General features: G+C 63.0%; 14 protein-coding genes. 5 read left to right on the top strand and 9 right to left on the bottom strand.

Going from position 1 to position 18773, the window contains the following annotated elements:
- Window positions 1–234 (top strand): hypothetical protein (locus tag E5W87_RS03790; protein ID WP_292394148.1); only part of this gene is annotated, 234 nt, incomplete at its 5' end.
- Here the strand turns inward: E5W87_RS03790 and E5W87_RS03785 are convergent.
- The 9 genes from E5W87_RS03785 to E5W87_RS03745 form a co-directional block, all read right to left on the bottom strand.
- Window positions 201–2762, bottom strand: coding sequence for an FAD-dependent oxidoreductase (locus E5W87_RS03785; RefSeq protein ID WP_292394146.1), 2562 nt, complete (start codon window positions 2760–2762; stop codon window positions 201–203). The genes E5W87_RS03790 and E5W87_RS03785 overlap by 34 nt on opposite strands.
- A 277-nt stretch (window positions 2763–3039) precedes the next feature.
- Entirely contained in the window at window positions 3040–4269 is a 1230-nt protein-coding gene (locus tag E5W87_RS03780) for a hypothetical protein (protein WP_292394144.1), read from the bottom strand.
- A gap of 21 nt (window positions 4270–4290) precedes the next feature.
- Window positions 4291–5763, bottom strand: coding sequence for an aspartate aminotransferase family protein (locus tag E5W87_RS03775; protein WP_292394141.1), 1473 nt, complete (start codon window positions 5761–5763; stop codon window positions 4291–4293).
- 23 nt (window positions 5764–5786) lie between these two features.
- Window positions 5787–6794 carry an NAD(P)-dependent oxidoreductase gene (locus tag E5W87_RS03770; protein WP_292394139.1) on the bottom strand — a complete coding sequence of 336 codons (1008 nt, stop codon included), beginning with the start codon at window positions 6792–6794 and terminating at the stop codon, window positions 5787–5789.
- The gene (locus E5W87_RS03765; protein WP_292394137.1) at window positions 6791–7222 is read right to left on the bottom strand and encodes an EamA family transporter; all 432 of its coding nucleotides are present in this window, start codon (window positions 7220–7222) and stop codon (window positions 6791–6793) included. Before E5W87_RS03765 ends, E5W87_RS03770 begins: the two co-directional genes overlap by 4 nt.
- An 84-nt stretch (window positions 7223–7306) precedes the next feature.
- A complete protein-coding gene (locus tag E5W87_RS03760; protein ID WP_292394135.1) occupies window positions 7307–8695 on the bottom strand; it encodes an FAD-binding oxidoreductase in 1389 nt (462 codons plus the stop codon).
- A 2-nt stretch (window positions 8696–8697) separates the two neighbouring features.
- A complete protein-coding gene (locus E5W87_RS03755) occupies window positions 8698–10131 on the bottom strand; it encodes a UbiA family prenyltransferase (RefSeq protein WP_292394133.1) in 1434 nt (477 codons plus the stop codon).
- A gap of 268 nt (window positions 10132–10399) precedes the next feature.
- Entirely contained in the window at window positions 10400–10663 is a 264-nt protein-coding gene (locus E5W87_RS03750) for a hypothetical protein (RefSeq protein ID WP_095486721.1), read from the bottom strand.
- 222 nt (window positions 10664–10885) lie between these two features.
- Window positions 10886–13375 carry a mechanosensitive ion channel family protein gene (locus E5W87_RS03745; protein ID WP_292394131.1) on the bottom strand — a complete coding sequence of 830 codons (2490 nt, stop codon included), beginning with the start codon at window positions 13373–13375 and terminating at the stop codon, window positions 10886–10888.
- 216 nt (window positions 13376–13591) lie between these two features.
- On the opposite strand from E5W87_RS03745, the gene E5W87_RS03740 reads away from it, so the two are divergent.
- Genes E5W87_RS03740 through soxG form a run of 4 tightly spaced genes read left to right on the top strand, consistent with a single transcriptional unit; the run spans window position 13592 to window position 18744 of the window.
- Window positions 13592–14851, top strand: a complete 1260-nt coding sequence (locus tag E5W87_RS03740) for a sarcosine oxidase subunit beta (protein WP_292394128.1) — start codon at window positions 13592–13594, stop codon at window positions 14849–14851.
- 11 nt (window positions 14852–14862) lie between these two features.
- Entirely contained in the window at window positions 14863–15159 is a 297-nt protein-coding gene (locus E5W87_RS03735; RefSeq protein ID WP_292394126.1) for a sarcosine oxidase subunit delta, read from the top strand.
- Window positions 15156–18149, top strand: a complete 2994-nt coding sequence (locus tag E5W87_RS03730; RefSeq protein WP_292394124.1) for a sarcosine oxidase subunit alpha — start codon at window positions 15156–15158, stop codon at window positions 18147–18149. Before E5W87_RS03735 ends, E5W87_RS03730 begins: the two co-directional genes overlap by 4 nt.
- A complete protein-coding gene (gene soxG / locus E5W87_RS03725) occupies window positions 18142–18744 on the top strand; it encodes a sarcosine oxidase subunit gamma (protein ID WP_292394122.1) in 603 nt (200 codons plus the stop codon). The genes E5W87_RS03730 and soxG overlap by 8 nt, the downstream gene beginning before the upstream one ends.
- The last annotated feature ends 29 nt before the right edge of the window (window positions 18745–18773 follow it).

The following is an 18773-nucleotide window of genomic DNA, read 5'->3' as shown; positions in this document are numbered from 1 at the left end:
GTTTCCGGCGCCAGCACGAACATCAGCACCAGCGCGGCGGCGCCTGAAAAGACATGTCTTGCGAGGGGAAAAGCAGACATGCCGCAAGGTAAGCGAGAATCGTCGCGTCACAAAGCGAAAAGCCCGACGCTGGGCTGGGCCCTTGCGTTCACGTTTTTGCGAGGCCACCCCATTGTAGCGGCCGGCAAAGTCATCATCGCTCAGCTGCGCGGATTGAGGTTCTCCGGGTCGTAGAGCGGCTTGTAGCCGACAGCGGCCACCTCGACCGGGTATGTCTCGCCGAAATATTCGACATTCAGCTTGCGGCCCTCCTGGCAATACGCCCAGGGCAGATAGGCGAGCGCAATGTTCTTGCCGATGGTCGGGCCGTAGGCGATCGAGGTCGTGAAGGATCGGCGGCCGAGTTCGTCGACCAGCGTCTCGCCCGTTTGCGGGTCCATCACAGGCATCGTGCCGACCGGATAACGGGCAACCCCCTTGGGATCGACATTGTCCGTCATGACAAGCGTGCAAAGCATGGCCGGCTGATGCGCGCGGGCGCGATATTCCAGGTGCTTTGCCTTGCCGCTGAAATCAGCCTCCTTGACCTTCGGGCGGGCAAGATCGGCTTCCAGCAGATTGTACTCGGTCAGAAGATCTGCGTTCTGCAGGCGCAGGCTCTTCTCCATACGGCGGCTGTTGGCATAGGTCTCGACGCCAAAGGCCATCACGCCGGTCGAACGCAACGCGTCCCAGACGGCCAGGCCGTCTTCGTATCGCATATGCAGTTCCCAGCCCTGCTCGCCGACATAGGAGATGCGGAAAGCGGTCACGTCCTTTCCGGCGATCCTGACAGGCTTGATCGCCGCAAAGGCAAAATTCTCCGGCGTTAGGCCGTCCGGGTTCTCGATGACCTTCTGCAAGGTCGAGCGCGCCTTCGGACCCCAGATGCCGATGGTCACGTACTTTTCAGTCACGTCCGTGACGGTGACATCGAAACCTTTGTCTTCTGCCGTCCGCTGCATGTACTGGAAGTCGCGCGGCCCGGCATCGGCGCCGTCGATCACGCGGCAGCGGTCGGCCATGCGGATGACGGTCAGGTCGGCGCGCACCATGCCCTCGTCGTCGAGGAAATGGGTATAGATGCCCTTGCCGATGTTGGTATCGCCGCCGATCTTGGCCGCGCACAGCCACTCCATCAGCGCAACGTGATCCGGGCCTTCCACGTCGTACATCGCGAAATGCGACAGGTTCACGATGCCGCAATCCTCGCTCATGGCGAGATGCTCGGCGTTGGAGACGCGCCAGAAATGGCGGTTGTCCCACTCGTTTTCGCGCACCGGCACCCGGTTGCCGTATTTCTCGAGCAGGTGCTCGTTGGCGGCATAGCCATGCGCGCGCTCCCAGCCACCCAGTTCCATGAAATAGCCGCCGAGTTCCTTCTCGCGCTCCCAGAAGGGCGAGCGGCGCACGTCGCGAGCCTTAGAGAAAGGCTCACGCGGATGAACCGCCGGATTGTAGACCTTCATCGCCGTTTCGGTGCAGCGGTCCCAGATGAACTGCTCTTGCGTCTGGTGCGGATAGAAGCGCGAATAGTCGATGGCATGATGGTCGATCGACGTGCGGCCGTCGGTCATCCAGTCGGCGATGAGCTTGCCCATGCCGGGGCCGTCCTTGACCCAGATCGCGACGGCATACCAGAGGTCCCGCACCTTCTGACTCTCGCCCATAGAGGGGCCGCCGTCTGCCGTCACCTGCAGAAGCCCGTTGAAGGAATGGCTCTCATTGTAGCCCAGTTCGCCCAGGATCGGCGTCAGTTCCATGGCGCGCTCGAGCGGCGCCAGGATCTGTTCCATGTCGAGGTCGCGCTGCGAGGGCGAAAGACGGGCCTGGTTCTTCTCCAGAAGGTCGCGCGGATGGCAAAGGCGCGGATTGGTCTCTTCGTAATAGCCCCATTCGATCTGACCGCCTTCGGCGGTCTTTGGATCGCCGGTGTCTCGCATGTAAGCCGAGTTGCCCTGGTCACGCAGCAGCGGCCAGCCGATCTCCTTGCCGGTGCCGGCGAACTCGGTATACGGCCCGAAGAAGGTGAGCGGATGGTCGATCGGCATCACCGGCAGGTCCTCGCCCACCATTTCCGCGATCAACCGGCCCCAGATACCCGCGCAAACAATCACGTAGTCGGCTTCGATTGTGCCGCGATCGGTCACCACGGCTTTGATGCGCCCATTCTCGACGATAAGCGACTTGGCCGGCGTGTTCGCGAAGGATTTGAGCTTGCCGGAGGCTTCCGCCTGATCGACCAGCTTGCCGGCGACTGTTTGCGATCGCGGGATGACGAGACCGGCATCGGGGTCCCACAGGCCGCCCTGCACCATCTCTTCTTCGATCAGCGGGAATTTCTGCTTGATCTCGGCCGGCTCGATCAGGCGGGCGCGCGTGCCGAATGCTTTTGCCGAGGCGATCTTGCGCTTGATCTCCGCCATGCGATCGTCGTCGCCGACGCGGGCGACCTCGAGGCCGCCGATGCGGGCGTAATGGCCCATCTTCTCGTAGAAATCGATGGAGTAGAGCGTCGTCCAGCAGGACAGGAAATCATGGCTGGTCGTGTAGCAGAAGTCGGAGGCGTGCGCTGTCGAGCCGATGTCGGTCGGGATGCCTGATTTGTCGATGCCGACGATGTCGTCCCATCCGCGCTCGATAAGGTGATGGGCGACCGATGCGCCGACAATACCGCCCAGCCCGACGATGACGACCTTCGCCTTTTCCGGAAATCCTGCCATTGCCCGCGACTCCAAGTGCTGTTGCAGGCGCCGGCGCCCGCTTGACCGGCGCACAATATGCAGGCGACGGCCATCGCGCTACCGCCTGTTTGCGACACGCCGCAGGTGCGGCGCGACCCCGGCGCATAACCCCGAAAATTCGGAATCGATTTTCGCTGGGATCATGCGCAGAAAGAAGTTCTACGGCGTCCTTTGCGCGTCCAAAAGGACGCGTGGCACTGCAGTTGAGATCAGCGGCTTCAAGGAGAAATGATGCGCTCCAGGCTGGAGACGGAACTCATGACCTATCCCCCGGAACGATGTGCAGCACTGCGGCGCGACGCCCTTTGATGCTTCCCCACAGCGCCATGAATGGGCCGGCGAGCAGCAGGAACGGCGGGATCAGGTTGGGAAAGTAGATGCGGGTGTCGTGGATCGGGAAGACGGTGAACTTGGCCAGAACGCCGAGCACCAATGCCGCAAACAGGATGCCGGCGCGGCGGTCGAGCCTGAAACCGGCGCGGCTGGCCGCATACCACCCCGCCAGAGCCAGCACCGAGACGCCGACCCAGCTGTTCAGGCTGACGGCGCGTACCAGGGAGGCGGCAAAAGCCCGGAGATAGGCGACACCCGAGAACGGCGGATCGAAGCCGTTCATATTGTAGTGCTGCTCGATGCTGGAGAACCACAGATGCGGCCACCAGCCGGGATGCTGCGCCCAATGCGAGATGGCGAAATAGGCGACCAGGGAGGCGGCGAAGCCGGCCAGCGCGCCCCACGCTTTCTGCCGGAAGGCGACCAGCAGCACGGCGAAGATGGCAAGGAAGACGATGTTGTCGGGTCGCGCCATGAAGGCGAGGAAGAGCAGAATTGCGGGGGCCACCTCGCGACCGCGCACATAGGCAAAAAGCCCGCCGAGGAACAGGGCCGAGCACAGCAGATCCGGCGTCGCGGCGCGCGCCGCGTCGCCGAATTCGGCCATGATCAGCATCGCGCCGGTAACCGGCGCCAGCGCCAGCGCGCCTTCCGCATGCAACCAGAGCAGCGCGATCGCACCGAACAGCAGCACCGACAATACCGAGACCGCGCGCATCGCATCGACCGGCGACATCACCGCGCTCATGGTGGAGAGTATCTCGGCGTAGAGGAACTTGATCCGGTACATGCCGAGCAGCGAATGGAAGTCGACGGCATTCCCGGCCATATGGCTGCGGAAGCCACCGCTGTCGTCCGTCAGTGTCTTGTACTCGCCAGCCGACACACCGTCCCTGACCGTGCCATAGGCATAGTCGTGCAGCGCCTGCACATCCGGATAGGTGCCTTCTTCGGCAATCGCGAGATAGGGCAGCATATCCCAATTGGCGTCGGGCATGAACCATGCCATCGCGGCGGTCAAAAGGATGTAGAGCGCAAAGGCCGCCACCCCGATCGGTGCGGCAAGACGCGCATAGGTGCCCTCGCCCCACGCCAGACCGGCCTCGGTGAGCCGGTCGAGCAGGTTTGTCGGAACGGGAGATTTGGTCAGCATGGTTTCGCTCAGCGGACCTGCCTAGCGGACTTGGCTTTTGACGAAATCCTTCACGATCGACACGATGCCGCGCGACAGCAGGCTGTCGAGCGCCTCGACAAAGCGGTCGACATGTTCGCGCTGGCAGATCAGCGGCGGTTCGAGACGGATGACGTTGCGATTGTATTCGGTGAAGGCGACGAGCACGTCATAGTCGCGCAGCAGCAGCGCTCCGACGAAGCCGGACAAGGATCCCTTCAGCTTGTCATCAAGCACGCTGACCACAGGCCGCAGCACCATCGGCAAGGTCTGCGAAAAGTCGTGGAATTCCAGCCCGACCATCAAGCCTTTGCCGCGGGCGTCCTTGATAATCTTCGGGTATTTTTCCCTCAGTGCCTGCAGGCGTTGCAGCAGGTAGTCGCCGGTCACCGCGGCGTTGTCGATGAGCCCCTCGTCGTAAAGCACGTTGAGCGCCTCGATCGAGGTGACACAGGCCTCGCCCATGCCGCCGAAGGTCGCCATGGCGTGGATCATCGCCGTCTTCGGCGTGCCATAGGCCTTCATGTAGACCTCGCGCCTGGCGATCATCGCGCCGACCGCCGCCTTGCCGCCACCGAGCGACTTTGCCAGCGCCGTCACGTCAGGAACGACGCCGTAATGCTCGAAGGCATAGAAGCGGCCGGTGCGTCCGTAGCCGCACTGCACCTCGTCGGCCACCCACAGCACGCCATACTGGTCGCAGAGCGCGCGCAGCTTCTGCCAGTATTCGGCAGGCGCCTGGATGATGCCGCCACCGCCCTGGATGGTTTCCAGCACGATGACGCCGACCTCTGGATCGGAGCGGAACGTGCGCTCGACCGCCTCGATGTCGGCGAACGGGATACGCACGACATTGTCGGCGACCTTGAAGTCGGCGCGGTAGAGCGAGCCGTCGGTGATCGCCAGCACGCCCTTGGTCTTGCCGTGGAAGGAATTTTCGGCATAGACGACCTTCGGCCGCTTGGGGCCGGCGGCGCGCTCGGCGAGCTTCACCGCCGCCTCCATGGCTTCCGAGCCGGACGAGCCCAGAAACACCATGTCGAGATCGCCGGGCGAGCATTTGGCGAGATTGTGTCCCAGGGCCGCCGCATATTGCGACATGAAGGCGATGGCGATCTCCTGCCGCTTCTCCTCCTGGAACTTTTTACGCGCCTCGAGAAGGCGCGGGTGATTGTGGCCGAAGGCCAGCGAGCCGAAGCCGCCGAAGAAATCCAGGATCCTGCGGCCGTTCTGGTCGATGTAGAACATACCCTCGGCGCGCTCGATCTTGATCTTGTGGAAGCCGAGCAGCTTCATGAAATGCAGCTGGCCGGGATTGAGATGCGCCTTGAACAGGTCGGTCATGCGCGCGACGTCCATCGCCTTGGCCTGCTCGACACTGATCAAATCGGGCTTGGCGGTGGTAGCGGGCGAAAGCGCCGGCGCGCTGACCGTGGTGCGTGCAGTCGTGTGGTCTGGCCTGGTCATGACGGTCATCTCGAGAGTCTCCTGCAGGCCCTTCACTCGGCGGGCACATGTTTGGCGGCGACGGCATGGCCGTCTTTCTTGGCGCGATATTCGCTGTAAGCGGCGATCAGCATGTCCTCGTCGCGATATTGCGGCACCCAGCCGAGCTGGCGTTCGGCCTTGGACACGTCGAGCACGCAATCCTCGTCGGCGATCAGATACTGCTCCGGATCCATGATCGGCATATTCAAGAGGTCGAGCAGGTCGAGCGTGCGCTTGACCGCCCAGCCCGGTGTTGGGATCAGGATCGACTTCGAACCGGCATGCCTGATCAGGTCGCCGAGCAGTTTCCTGACCGGCGGCGGGTTGAGCGAGCCGAGATTATAAGCCTCGTCAGGCACGCCGGCCATCCAGGCGGCGCGCGCCGCCTCGGCGCAGTCGAATACCGAGATGAACTGATAGGGGTTCTTGCCCGAGCCGATCATCGGCACCGGAAGGTTCCAGTCGATCAGCTTGAACAGTTTTTCGAGGATGCCGAGGCGGCCGGGGCCGATGATGAGGCGCGGCCGAAACAGCGAGATCGACATGCCGCGCTTGCGCCATTCGGCGGCCAGCTCCTCCGTCTTCTGCTTCGACCAGCCATATTCGCCGAGCGGCGCGACCGGATGTTCCTCCGTCATCGGCTGCGTGACCGTGTGGCCGTAGATCATGTCGGTCGTGTAATGGACAAGCTTGGGCGCGCCGGCTCTGTCCATCGCCTGTATGATATGCTCGGTGCCGTGGAAATTCACCGGGAAGAAGAACTCGTGGCGTTTGGCGCGCACCTGGATCGGCGACAGCATTTTCGCCGACAGATTGTAGACCATGTCGTCGGCCTTCAGCCCGACCGAAGCGACCGATGCCGGATCAGTGACGTCGCACCTGACAGTGCGGACCGAGCGGTAATGCGGCAGATCGCTTTTAGCGATATCGGCAACAACCACCTCCTCGCCGTCGGCCATTAGTTTCGGGGCAAGGTGGCGGCCGACGAAGCCGTCACCGCCGAAGATCACATGTCTCATCGAACGGTCCCGCTGTGAATCTTGTCGGACGAAAGGGAGGCCGTTTCCTCGTCATGCCCGCGCCCACTCTGCGCGATCAGCACCGTGCCGACGCAGATGAAAGCGATGCCGGCGATACGCCAGCCATTAAGGTCCTCGCGGAAGACGAAATAGGCGAAGATCGCAACAGCGACATAGGCGAGGCTGAGGAACGGGTATGCGAAACTGAGCTCGACCTTGGATAGCACATAGAGGTGCGACGCCATCGAGATGACGAAGGTGCACAGGCCGAGGAAAACCCATGGGCTGAAGACAATCTGCAACAGCTTCAGCAATGGATTGGTGCCCTCAAAGGAAATCTGGCCGAGCGACATCATGCCCTGCTTCAGCATGAGCTGCGCAGCGGCGTTGGTCATGACCGTGAACAGAATGAAGACGATGTATTTCATGTCTTTTCCATCAACCCTTCGCCGTTCTATTAAAAACGTGCAAATATTTCGTGAAGCACAGAAAACCGTGAAGAAAGCTTGACCTTATCGATCCATTAACCATGAACTGTTCGATTTTATTGATTCCGCGGCTTCGGCGGCGCCACGTCGCGCGTCGAGCTTTTTCGCCGTTCGCGCCCAGAAGCTCGACATGAAGGCGGGGTCGCGCATGGCTTCGAGGCGCTGCCATTCCGGGAATGACGCGGCGAAAACGGCGGCGCCCATTCGGGCGTCCTTGTAAGGATTGACCGCGCCACCGGCCTCGACCGTGATTTGGTCGAGCTCTTTCAGCAGCGCCAGCGTCGCCCGGCCACGGTTGGGAAAATCCAGCGTCAGCGTGAAACCCGGTCGCGGGAACGACAGCAGTGCCGGCGAGCGGATCGAGCCGAAGCGCTTCAGGACTGTCAGGAACGATCCCTGCCCGGCCCGCTTTGCCGCCGCAAGCAGCGCCGGCACCGCCCGACGCGCGACATCTTCCGGCACCACGCTCTGATGCTGGAAAAGCCCGTTCGGTCCGTAGAGCCGGTTCCAGTTGCCGATGCCGTCGAGCGGAAAGAAAAAGCCCTGGTAGCCGACCCGGCCCGGCGCCGTAGACCGGCCTTTCTTCCACCGGTAGGCGGCGTTGAAGGCAGTCAGGAACGGCCGGTTGAGCACATTGAACGGCGGCTGGAACGGCACCGAAAGATTCCCGCCTGCACGCAAGGCCACATGGGAGCCATGCTCGGCGTGATTGCCGGTGAACAGCAGCCCGCGCCCACGGCCGTGGCCGCCGGCAAGCTGGTCGATCCAGGCCACGACGTATTCGTTGGCCCGGTCGGCCGCTTCGGCAAGCTCGAAGAATTCGCCGAGGTCGCGGAACGGCGTCGCCGTCTCGACGATGTCGAGCGATGGCACCCGCATCAGCCGGATCGATGCCGACAGGATCAGTCCGGTCAGCCCCATGCCGCCGATCGTTGCAGCAAACAGGCGTGCGTTGTCGGTGGCCGAGCAGTAGTGGGTCCGTCCATCCGATCTGAGCAGCGTGAAGGATTCAACATGGCAGCCGAAGGTGCCGCGCCGGTGATGGTTCTTGCCGTGAACATCATTGGCGATGGCACCGCCGAGCGTGACGAACTGCGTGCCAGGAACGACGGCCGGAAAGAAGCCGTGTGGCGCTGCAAGGGCGATGATGTCGGGCAGAAGCACACCGGCCTCGGCCTCCATCACGCCGGTCTCGGCATTAAAGGCGCGGATGCGATTCAGCGGCCGCATGTCTACGACCTTGCCGGCCTCGTTCTGGCAGGAATCGCCATAGGAGCGGCCGTTGCCGTAAGCGAGCAAGGCGTTTCTTGTCGCCTTGCCGCTCTTCAGCAACGCAACAGCTTCGTCCGCCGGGATCACAGCGAGTGCCGGCGGCGTGGCAAGGCCGAAGCTCTGGAAACGCTCCTTCGCCATGCCTACCAGCCTCCGGCGACCAGAAACACCGCGCCGATGAGCACGACGATCTGGCTGCGCCAGTCGCGGATGATGAAGACGACCGGATCGTCGTGCATCTCGTCGCGGCGGGCGAGTATCCAGACGCGCATGGTCAGGTAGAGCACGATCGGGGCCAGCGGCCAGACCAGCCAGGGGCGCGGATAGAGTTCGCGCACCGCAACGCTGTCCATATAGAGCGCCAGCACCAGTGCCGAGGAAAAGGCCGAGGCCATGCCGGCCTGGGCGACGATCTCCTGGTCTTCGGTGCGGTAGCCGCGGCCGGCAATGCGCTCGCCGACCGGAATGGCGGTCGTGCGCAGTTCGACGAAACGCTTCACCAGCGCCAGCGACAGGAAAAAGAAGATCGAGAAGGCCAGCAGCCAGAACGAGACGTCGACGCCGGTCGCCGCGGCGCCCGCCAGAACGCGGATTGTGTAGAGACCGGCCAACGTCAGCACGTCGATCAGAAGCATGCGCTTGAACGACAGCGAATAGGCGGTGGTGACGATGATGTAGCCGCCGAGCACGCCGAGGAATTCGACCGGCAGCAGAAGCCCTGCTCCAACGCCTATTGCAAGCAGCACTGCCATCGAACCGAGGCCGAACGGGATCGACAGCGCGCCGCTGGCGAATGGCCGGTTGCGCTTGGTCAGATGTTTGCGGTCGAGCGCGAGATCGAAGAAATCATTGAGGATGTAGATGGCGGAAGCGACCGCACTGAACGAGACGAATGCCAGCAAGCATTCCCAGATCATGTCCGCGTTGAAGTATTCGTGCGATAGCACCATCGGCACCGCGATCAGCGAGTTCTTCAGCCACTGATGAACACGCAGCATCTTGACGATGGTCCTGAATGTCGGCTTCGGCGCGAGCACCAATTCGGCACTGTGCGCGGCCTGCCAACGCGCGGCATGGCGGTCGGGCGCGACGACGATTGCCGTGCGCGCGGCGTCGAACACGCTAAGGTCGTGCCGGCTGTTTCCGGCATAGTCGAAGCCGCCATCGCCATAGGCGGCGACAAGCGAAGCGCGTTTTCTGCCTGCAGTCATGTTGTAGGGGCCATCGGTCGCCAGGACGCGATCGAATATCCCGAGATGCGCGGCGATCGCCTCGGCGAATTTGCGTGGCGTGCCGGTCGCCAGCACGATCTGGCGGCCCTCGCCATGTTCGGTGCGAAGGCGCTGAAGCAGCGCCTCGCGGTAAGGCAGCGATGCGGGGTCGATGTCGACGCGTTGAGCGATGGCCTGCTTCAACCGCGCCGGCCCGCCGGCAAGCCAGAACGGCACGAGGAAAATATAGAGCGGATTCTTCTTGAGAAGGATGAACAGCCCTTCCCACAACAGGTCCGTCGCGATCAGCGTGCCATCGAGATCGACCGCAAGCGGGATTGCGTTCCTGTCCGACCGCGCGTCCATTTTTTCGTTGCCCTGCCTAAAAGCGCATGACCCCGAAAACCGATTTTTTCGGAAAGGATCTATGCCGATCAAAAACCCGCGCCGTGCTTCGGCGTCTTCGGCCCGATATAGCGGGGAACAGCGCAGCGAACGTTAAAACGCCCAGCCTGGCTTGGCCTGCGTGACGGTATTTCCCTGTTCATCGTTAAGCATCAATGACCCGAAACGATAAAAAGGCCGGGCATTTGCCCGGCCTTCGAAACAAGCAGTCAATGTTACTTGATGCGGGTTATTTGATACGGGCGACACCGCCTGAGATTTCGATCGTTTCCGAACCGGTCAGCGCCTCGAGGTCGCCATTCGGCATGGTAACGAAACACCCGCTCGGGCAGAATTCCGCGGTTTCTCCGGCGGCCAGCGCCAGCTCCGTTTTGCCACCGCCTTCGGTCACGACCAGCGTGCGGGTCTCAGCGTCCTTGTTGGTCGCGCTGGCGGCGAAGGCTGAACCGCCCACGGCAAGAAAAGCGATGGCGGCGACGAGAGACTTCCACATTTGCAATATCGGTGTTTCCACCGCCTCTGTTGCATTTTGCAAGGCATTCTCGCCCTTTGCATGTGAGCTTATATGAGATGCAAGCTGAACGGCAACTGAATGCCGCATTCATGCCGCAATTGGTTCTCGCTTTGTCGAGCGCAGCGTACTTTGGGTACGTGAGTACCGGAAGCGCAGGTATCAGCCGTTCGCAGGCCGGCATCACCTGAATATCAATATGCCCTAATCGGGATCCGGCTTGCGGATCTTGCGCCCCGATTTGGCCAGGCGTTTCGCCTCGGCCACGGCTTCCGCCTTCGCTTGCTCCTGTTCGGCGAAATCGACTTCGATCTTGTCGTCGTCGATCGGCCACGCCTCATGCTTCTTGGTCTCGACGACGGCGCGCGGCGCCGATGGAATTTCGATATGTTGGTCGGCGAACAGATCGAGGACGGCAAACCGGATGTCGTTCTGCACGACGTTGCCGTTCATCACGTCGGCCAGGAACACACGGATTTCGAATTCGAGAGCGGCCGGCCCGAAATTGGTAAACAGCACGAAGGGTTCGGGATTTTTCAGCACCAACGGATGGCCGCGCGCAATCTCCAAAAGGACAGCATGGACCTGCTTGACGTCGCTGCCATAGGCGACGCCGACCTTGATGTCGATGCGACCGAGCTTGTTGCGGTGCGTCCAGTTGCCGACGGCATTGTTGATCAGGTTTGAATTGGGCAGGATCACCGACTGCCGCTGGAACGTCTCGATCTCGGTAGCACGCACACTGATCTTCTTGACCGTGCCGCTGATGTCACCGGCGACGATCCAGTCGCCGACCTTGAACGGCCGCTCGGCCAAAAGGATCAGACCGGAGACGAAGTTGGAGACGACATTCTGCAGGCCGAAGCCGATACCGAGGGACAGGGCGCCGGCGACAAGCGCCAGATTGGAGAGATCGATGCCCGCCGCCGAGACGCCGACGAGTGCTGCGAGCGCCACGCCGGCATAGCCGACCGCCAGCCGGATCGAGTTGCGCACGCCGGTATCGACCTTGCCGCGCGCCATCACCGAGCCGTCGAGCCAGCCCTGGAACCAGCGCGTCAGGAAATAGCCGATGATGAAGACAATGATGCCGGTCAGGATGCCGGTCACCGAGATCGTCACCGAGCCGATGGTGAGGCCCGTCGCCAGCTTGTAGCCCCAGGCCTGGATGTCGCCGGGCTGGAAACCCCACATCAACAGGATCAGCGGAAGGAACACCAGCACGATCATCAGGTTGATGGCGACGCTGACGACCAGGCCGAGCTGGTCAAGCGCGGACTCCTCATAACTGGAGTTGGTCGATAGCCAGCGCCCGATCGACGTGTTGGCAAAGCTGCCTTCCTCGCTGATCGCCCGCGCCGACAGGAAGCCGATATAGGCGGTAACCAGAATGGTCCCGGTGACCACGACTTGCAGCGAGACGAAGATGGCAAGGCGGATATAGCCGAGCATAGCCGCGGCGATAGTGAAAAGGCCGAGCGCGAAGGCGGTGTAGCGCAGCCACACCGGCCAGGGACGCCAGCTTCCGTCGGCTGCCTTGAATGGCTTCAACATTCCCATCAGGATCAGGATGACGCCGACGATGATGGTGGCGACAAAACTTCTGGCGATGGTCAGCGATAGCGGCGAGCCCATCTTGTCGTTGACGACCGACAGGAAATTGTTGATGCCGATCACCACCGCCATCGCGGTCGTCAGCCGCACCAGCCAGCGTGCCGGACCCGTTTCAACGGGGATGAGCCGCCAGTTCGGCAGCCGCGGCTCCAGCGCCGCATTGGCCAGCCGGTTGACGCAGAACACCACCGCGATGACCGCGACCAGCGCATTCAGGAAAACGCCAATGTCGCCGCGCAACACGTTGTAGTAGTTGAAAAAGAACACGGTCGAGACCAGGAAGACGCCGACCGCCAGCGTCGGCAGCAATGTCGACCAGAACGCCACCGACAGCCGGCTGAGATAGGACGGATCTTCGATGGAAGGGTCCGCTTCGAAGACACGCCCGAACAGACGCCGCCCCCCGACAAAAAGCACCGCCGCCAGGGAAAGCGCAGTCAAGGTCGCGGCCAGCACGGCCTGGAATTTGAACTTGAAGGCGAAGGTCAGCCACGATGACACCGCCTTGTAGAAGCCGGCATATTCATCGTTGGCATCGGAAATGACCTTCGGGCTCAACGCATCGGACAGAACGTAGCGCTTGGTGAGCAGGTTGCGAAACAGCTCGCTGCGCATATTGGCGATCCTGTCGATGAGGCCGCTGATGCGGATCGACAGGTTTTGCGCCGCGGCGATGACAGCATTGATCTCGGCCTTTTCGGACGCCAGCGCCTGGCGTTCGGTGGCCACGATATCGGGCTCGGGCGGCTGGCCCGCGGCCGGCGGCGCACCGAGCTGATCGACCCTTGCGTTGATCTCCGCAAGGCGCGGGCGGAAGGCAAGCGCGCTGTTCAGCGCGTCTCGCGACAATTCCTCGAGCTGCAGGCGGATATCGACAAGGCTGGCGTCGTCGACACCGTCTTCCTGGATTTTCTGTTCGAGATTGTCGGTCGTTGTCGTCAGACCCTGGAGAATTTTCTGCTGGTCGGCGACTATCCCGGAGGGAGCCTGGTCAAGCCCCTGGGCCACCGCGCCAAGCGCCAGCGGCGCCGAAGCGACGATCGCCAGGACCAGAACGAAGCGGAGCAGTCGGAAAAGCATGATTGTTTGGCGACTCACAGGCAGCAAGGCGTTCTAAAGCTCGCCCTTGATAAAGACGCTCATACCAGGGAGCAAGCCGTCTCGGCCCCCCGTCCATTCGGAGTCGGCCAGTCGAAAAGCGATGGCGCAATATTGGCTTTGCGGCAACGGCCTGCTCTATAGTGTGCCGCATCGCCCAAAACGGATGACAAAAAGCCAGAACGGATAACAAAAAGAATGGCGGAATATTCGGCCTTCTCGCTTCTCAAAAACGCGCTGACCGGCAACAAGGACTGGAAGCCGGCCTGGCGCAAGCCGGATCCGAAGGCATCCTACGACGTGATTGTCATCGGCGGCGGCGGCCATGGCCTGTCGACCGCCTATTATCTCGCCAAGGAGCACGGCATCACCAATGTCGCGGTGCTGGAGAAGGGCTGGCTCGGCTCCGGCAATGTCGGCCGCAACACGACGGCCGTTCGCTCCAACTACCTGCTGCCTGCCAACACCCGCTTTTACGAACATTCGATGAAGCTGTGGGAGAACCTCTCGCACGACCTCAACTACAACGTCATGTTCTCGCAGCGCGGCTGCCTGAACCTGGCGCACACGCCTGCCCAGCTTGACGACCTTGCCCGGCGCGGCAACGCCATGCGCCATCTCGGCGTCGATGCCGAACTGATGACCACGGCGGAGATCGCACGCCTGATACCGGCGCTGGACGTCTCGGGCGCGGCTCGCTTCCCGGTCGTCGGCGGGCTGATGCAACCGCGCGCCGGCACCGCCCGCCACGATGCCGTCGCCTGGGGCTATGCGCGCGGCGCCGACCGTCGCGGCGTCGACATCATCGAGAATTGCGAGGTCACCGGCTTCCTGCGTAATGGCGACCGCATATCAGGCGTTTCGACATCGCGTGGTGAGATCCGCGCCAAGAAAGTGGCAGTCGCGGTGGCCGGCAGCACCGGACGGGTCATGCAGCTTGCCGGCATCGAGACGATGCCGATCGAGAGCCATGTGCTGCAGGCCTTCGTGACGGAATCGCTGAAGCCATTCGTCAATACCGTCCTCACCTTCGGCATGGGCCATTTCTACATGTCCCAGTCGGACAAGGGCGGCCTGGTCTACGGCGGCGATCTCGACGGCTACAACAGCTATGCCCAGCGCGGCAGCCTGCCGATCGTCGACGAGGTGATGAGCGAGATGCTGGCGCTATTTCCAGGGCTTGCGCGCGTGCGCATGCTGCGCTCCTGGGGCGGCGTCTGCGACATGTCGATGGACGGCTCGCCGATCATCACCACCGGTCCGCTGCCGGGCATGTATCTCAACTGCGGCTGGTGCTACGGCGGCTTCAAGGCGACGCCGGCCTCCGGCTGGTGCTTTGCCTGGACCATCGCCAAGGACGAGCCGCACGACTTCAACGCGCCCTTCACGCTCGACCGCTTCCACCGCGGCCTGGTGATCGACGACAAGGGCCAGGGCGCGACGCCGCGCCTGCATTAGGTAAGACGAAAATGCTGATCACTTGCCCCTATTGCGGCCCGCGCGATGTCATCGAGTTCACCTACCAGGGCGACGGCAACCGCGAGCGCCCTCAGCCCGCCTCGCAAGACCTCGACGCCTGGAACGCCTATGTCTACGATCGGTTGAATCCGGCGGGTGACCACAACGAGATCTGGCAGCATTCCGGTGGCTGCCGCGCCCATCTCAGGGTCGTGCGCAACACGCTGACACACGATATCTCCAGCGTCGCCTTCGCGCGCGGCGACCACAAAGCCGCCGCGCGGCACAAGGCGGAGGGCAAGTCGTGAGCCCACGCCGCACCGATGCCGGCGGCCGGATCGACCGGCTGCGAACGATCCGGTTCACCTTCGACGGCGCGCCCTACACCGGCCATGCCGGCGACACGCTTGCCTCAGCGCTGCTGGCCAACGGCATCACCCTGTTCGGGCGCTCGTTCAAATATCACCGCCCGCGCGGCGTGCTGACATCAGGCGTCGAGGAGCCGAACGCCCTGGTGACGGTGCTGCGGGGCGAGGTTCGCGAGCCCAACATCGCAGCGACCATGGTCGAGATCTATGATGGGCTGACCGCCGTCAGCCAGAACCGCTTTCCATCGCTGTCCTGGGATGTCAGCGCCGCCAACCAGCTCGGCGGCAAGCTTCTGTCCGCCGGCTTCTATTACAAGACCTTCATGGGACCCGCGATCGGCCCGCTGAAGGGCACGCGTTTCTGGATGTTCTGCGAGCATTTCATCCGCCGCGCCGCCGGTCTCGGCCGCGCCGGGACCGCTGCCGATACAGCGCGTTATGAGCGGATGAACGCTTTCTGCGATGTGCTGGTGGTCGGCTCCGGTCCGGCCGGGCTGATGGCCGCCAGGGCAGCCGCCGATCAAGGCGCGCGTGTCATCCTCAGCGAGCTCGAACCGCATTTCGGCGGCTCGGCCAACTGGTCGGGCGAGACGATCGACGGCATGCCCGGGGCGGACTGGGCAGCGCGAGCCGCCGGCCAGCTCGAAGGCTATGACAATGTCCGCCTGCTGCCGCGCACCACGGTCTGGGGCTACTACGACGGCAACGTACTCGCCGCGCTTGAACGGGTCACCGACCATAAGGAGAGGCCCGGCAAGGGCGAACCGCGCCATCGCTACTGGACCATCCGCGCCAAATCGGTGGTGCTGGCCACCGGCTCCTTCGAGCGGCCGCTGGTGTTTCCGGGCAACGACCGGCCGGGGGTGATGCTGGCGCATGCCGCCGAGCGCTACGCCAACGAGTACGGCGTGCTGCCGGGCCACAGGATCGCGCTCTTCACCAATAATGACAGCGCCTATCGCTCCGCCCTTGCGCTGAAGAAGGCCGGTGCGGCGATCATCGTCATCGTTGACGTGCGGCCGGAGCTTTCGGGCGAGATGCGTGAACTCGCCGATGAAGCGGAAGTCAAGATCCTTTCCGGTCACGCCGTGGTCGCCACCGAAGGCGGCAAGGCGCTGTCCGGCATCAAGGTGCAGCGCTTCGACATGATCAACGGCGCGCTTGCCGGCGATCCGCGCAGCATTCAAGCCGACTGCCTGCTGATGTCGGGAGGCTGGTCGCCGACCATCCATCTGGCCAGTCAGGCCGGCGCCAAGGCGGAATGGAATGCCGCCAGGCAAGCCTTCCTGCCACCGAAGCCAACCCAGCAATGGATTGGCGCCGGCGCTTTCACCGGCAGCTTCTCCACCGCCGAGGCAATCGCCGAAGGTCGCGCCGCCGGGCTTTCGGCGGCCGGCGGGACCGCTGCACCAACGGCCTTGCCGGTCGTCGAAGCAGCACCCGGCGATCCTGATCCGGCGCCGGTGTTCGAGATCAAAGCCGATGGAAAAAGTTTCGTCGATTTCCAGCACGACGTGACCGCGGAAGATGTTCGGCTGGCGCATCGCGAAGGCTTCATCTCGGTCGAGCACCTGAAGCGCTACACCACGCTCGGCATGGCAACCGACCAGGGCAAGAGCTCCAACATACCCGGCCTCGCCACCATGGCCGAGGCATTGGGCAAGCCGATCCCCGAAGTCGGCACGACACGCTTTCGCCCGCCCTTTTCGGCGGTCTCAATCGGCTCGCTCGCTGCAGAACGCTTCGGCGACCTGAGGCCAGAGCGGCTGACGCCGATGCATGACTGGCACGTCGCCAATGGCGCAACCATGTATTCGGCCGGCCTCTGGTATCGCCCGATGATTTATGGCCATCCCGGCGAGACGATCGAGCAGGCCTATGTGCGCGAAGCCAGGGCGACGCGCGAGAGCGCCGGCATCGTCGATGTCTCGACACTGGGCAAGATCGCCGTGCAGGGTCCGGACGCAGCGGAATTCCTCGACCGGGTCTACACCAACATGTTCTCGACACTGGCTGTCGGCAAGGCTCGCTACGGGCTGATGCTGCGCGAGGACGGCCTTGCCTTCGACGACGGCACGACATGGCGGCTCGGCGAACAGGACTTCTTGATGACCACCACCACGGCCAATGCCGGCAAGGTGATGCAGCATCTGGAGTATTTCCTCGACGTCATCTGGCCGGTGCTGAAGGTCCACGTCACCTCGGTGACCGACGAATGGGCGGGTGCCGCGATCGGTGGGCCGAGGGCAAGAGAAATTCTTGCCGCTTGCGTCACCGGCACCGCCGTCGACAACGCCACCTTGCCCTTCATGGGCATCGTGCGCGGCAAGATATCAGGCGTGCCGGTGATGATCTGCCGGCTGTCTTTCTCCGGCGAAATGGCCTTCGAAGTTTACTCCGGCGCCGGTTACGGCACCCATGTCTGGGAAGCGCTGATCGAAGCCGGCAAGCCGTTCGGACTGGTGACTTACGGGCTTGAGGCGCTGGGCACGATGCGCATCGAGAAAGGCCACGTCACCGGCGCTGAGATCGACGGCCGCACCACAGCGCGCGACCTGCATCTCGACTGGATGCTGTCCAAGAAAAAGCCCTTCATCGGCTCGGCGATGATGGATCGCGAGGGCCTGATCGCTCCCGGCCGGCTGGAACTCGTCGGGTTGATCTCGCTGGACAACCAGCCGCTCAACGGCGGCGCGCACATCGTCGAGGCGCTTGACGAAGCCGATCCGCACGATTCCATCGGCCACATCACCGCTTGCTGCTATTCGCCGGCGCTCGGCAAGTACATCGCGCTCGCTTTGGTCAAGGACGGCAAGGCACGGCGCGGCACGCGCGCCCATATCTCCGATCCCTTGCGCAACCGGTTCGGCCCGGTCGAGATCGTCTCCAACCACTTCTTTGATCCGAACGGGAGCCGCATGCATGGTTGAGCGCCAATCACCGATTGAGCTGGCACCGCTTGAACCGGAACTGCGCATCGGTTCGCACGGCGATTTCGAACACGGCATCGATGTCATCCTCTCCGAAACCAGGCCGGGATCGATCCTGCAGCTCGCTGCCTGGCCGGGCCAGGAGAAGAAGTTGATATCAGGCATCCGCACCGTTACCGGCCTTGCCCTGCCCGATGGCGCCGGCGCCGGCAGCACCGACGGCGTGAGGTCGGTGTTCGGCTTCGCGCCGGGAAAATTCACCGTGGTCGACGAGGCCGAAGGCCTGGCATCGGCTTTTGCCAATGTCGTCACCCCTGATATCGGCACGGTGACCGACCTGTCGCACGGCCGCACTGCGATCCGCATCGCCGGACCAAAGGCCGAGTGGGTGCTGGCAAAACTCTTCGCCATCGACTTCGCGCTGCCGGCCTTCCCGGTCGGTGCCGGCCGCTCGACCATGCATCATGACGTCTTTGCGCAGATCCAGCGCACCGGCGCCGACCAGTTCGACGTCTATGTGTTCCGCTCGTTTGCGCGCTCGTTCTGGAAGGCGCTCTGTCACGCCAGCGAGGAAGTCGGCTATGAGGTGCAGTAGACGCAGGTGGGCGCGTCGTCACCTCACTT

Origin of the sequence: Mesorhizobium sp., from assembly GCF_004962925.1 — a bacterium.
GTDB lineage: Bacteria > Pseudomonadota > Alphaproteobacteria > Rhizobiales > Rhizobiaceae > Mesorhizobium.
Note: the sequence above shows the minus strand (reverse complement) of the source record. Positions and strands in the feature narration are given on the sequence as shown.

Bases quoted from the DNA above. Each gene is read 5' to 3' on its own strand.
- E5W87_RS03785 (WP_292394146.1), bottom strand. From the start codon at position 2,762: ATGGCAGGATTTCCGGAAAAGGCGAAGGTCGTCATCGTCGGGCTGGGC.
- E5W87_RS03780 (WP_292394144.1), bottom strand. From the start codon at position 4,269: ATGCTGACCAAATCTCCCGTTCCGACAAACCTGCTCGACCGGCTCACC.
- E5W87_RS03765 (WP_292394137.1), bottom strand. From the start codon at position 7,222: ATGAAATACATCGTCTTCATTCTGTTCACGGTCATGACCAACGCCGCT.
- E5W87_RS03745 (WP_292394131.1), bottom strand. From the start codon at position 13,375: ATGCTTTTCCGACTGCTCCGCTTCGTTCTGGTCCTGGCGATCGTCGCT.
- E5W87_RS03755 (WP_292394133.1), bottom strand. From the start codon at position 10,131: ATGGACGCGCGGTCGGACAGGAACGCAATCCCGCTTGCGGTCGATCTC.
- E5W87_RS03735 (WP_292394126.1), top strand. From the start codon at position 14,863: ATGCTGATCACTTGCCCCTATTGCGGCCCGCGCGATGTCATCGAGTTC.
- E5W87_RS03740 (WP_292394128.1), top strand. From the start codon at position 13,592: ATGGCGGAATATTCGGCCTTCTCGCTTCTCAAAAACGCGCTGACCGGC.
- E5W87_RS03750 (WP_095486721.1), bottom strand. From the start codon at position 10,663: ATGTGGAAGTCTCTCGTCGCCGCCATCGCTTTTCTTGCCGTGGGCGGT.
- E5W87_RS03770 (WP_292394139.1), bottom strand. From the start codon at position 6,794: ATGAGACATGTGATCTTCGGCGGTGACGGCTTCGTCGGCCGCCACCTT.
- soxG (WP_292394122.1), top strand. From the start codon at position 18,142: ATGGTTGAGCGCCAATCACCGATTGAGCTGGCACCGCTTGAACCGGAA.
- E5W87_RS03760 (WP_292394135.1), bottom strand. From the start codon at position 8,695: ATGGCGAAGGAGCGTTTCCAGAGCTTCGGCCTTGCCACGCCGCCGGCA.
- E5W87_RS03775 (WP_292394141.1), bottom strand. From the start codon at position 5,763: ATGACCGTCATGACCAGGCCAGACCACACGACTGCACGCACCACGGTC.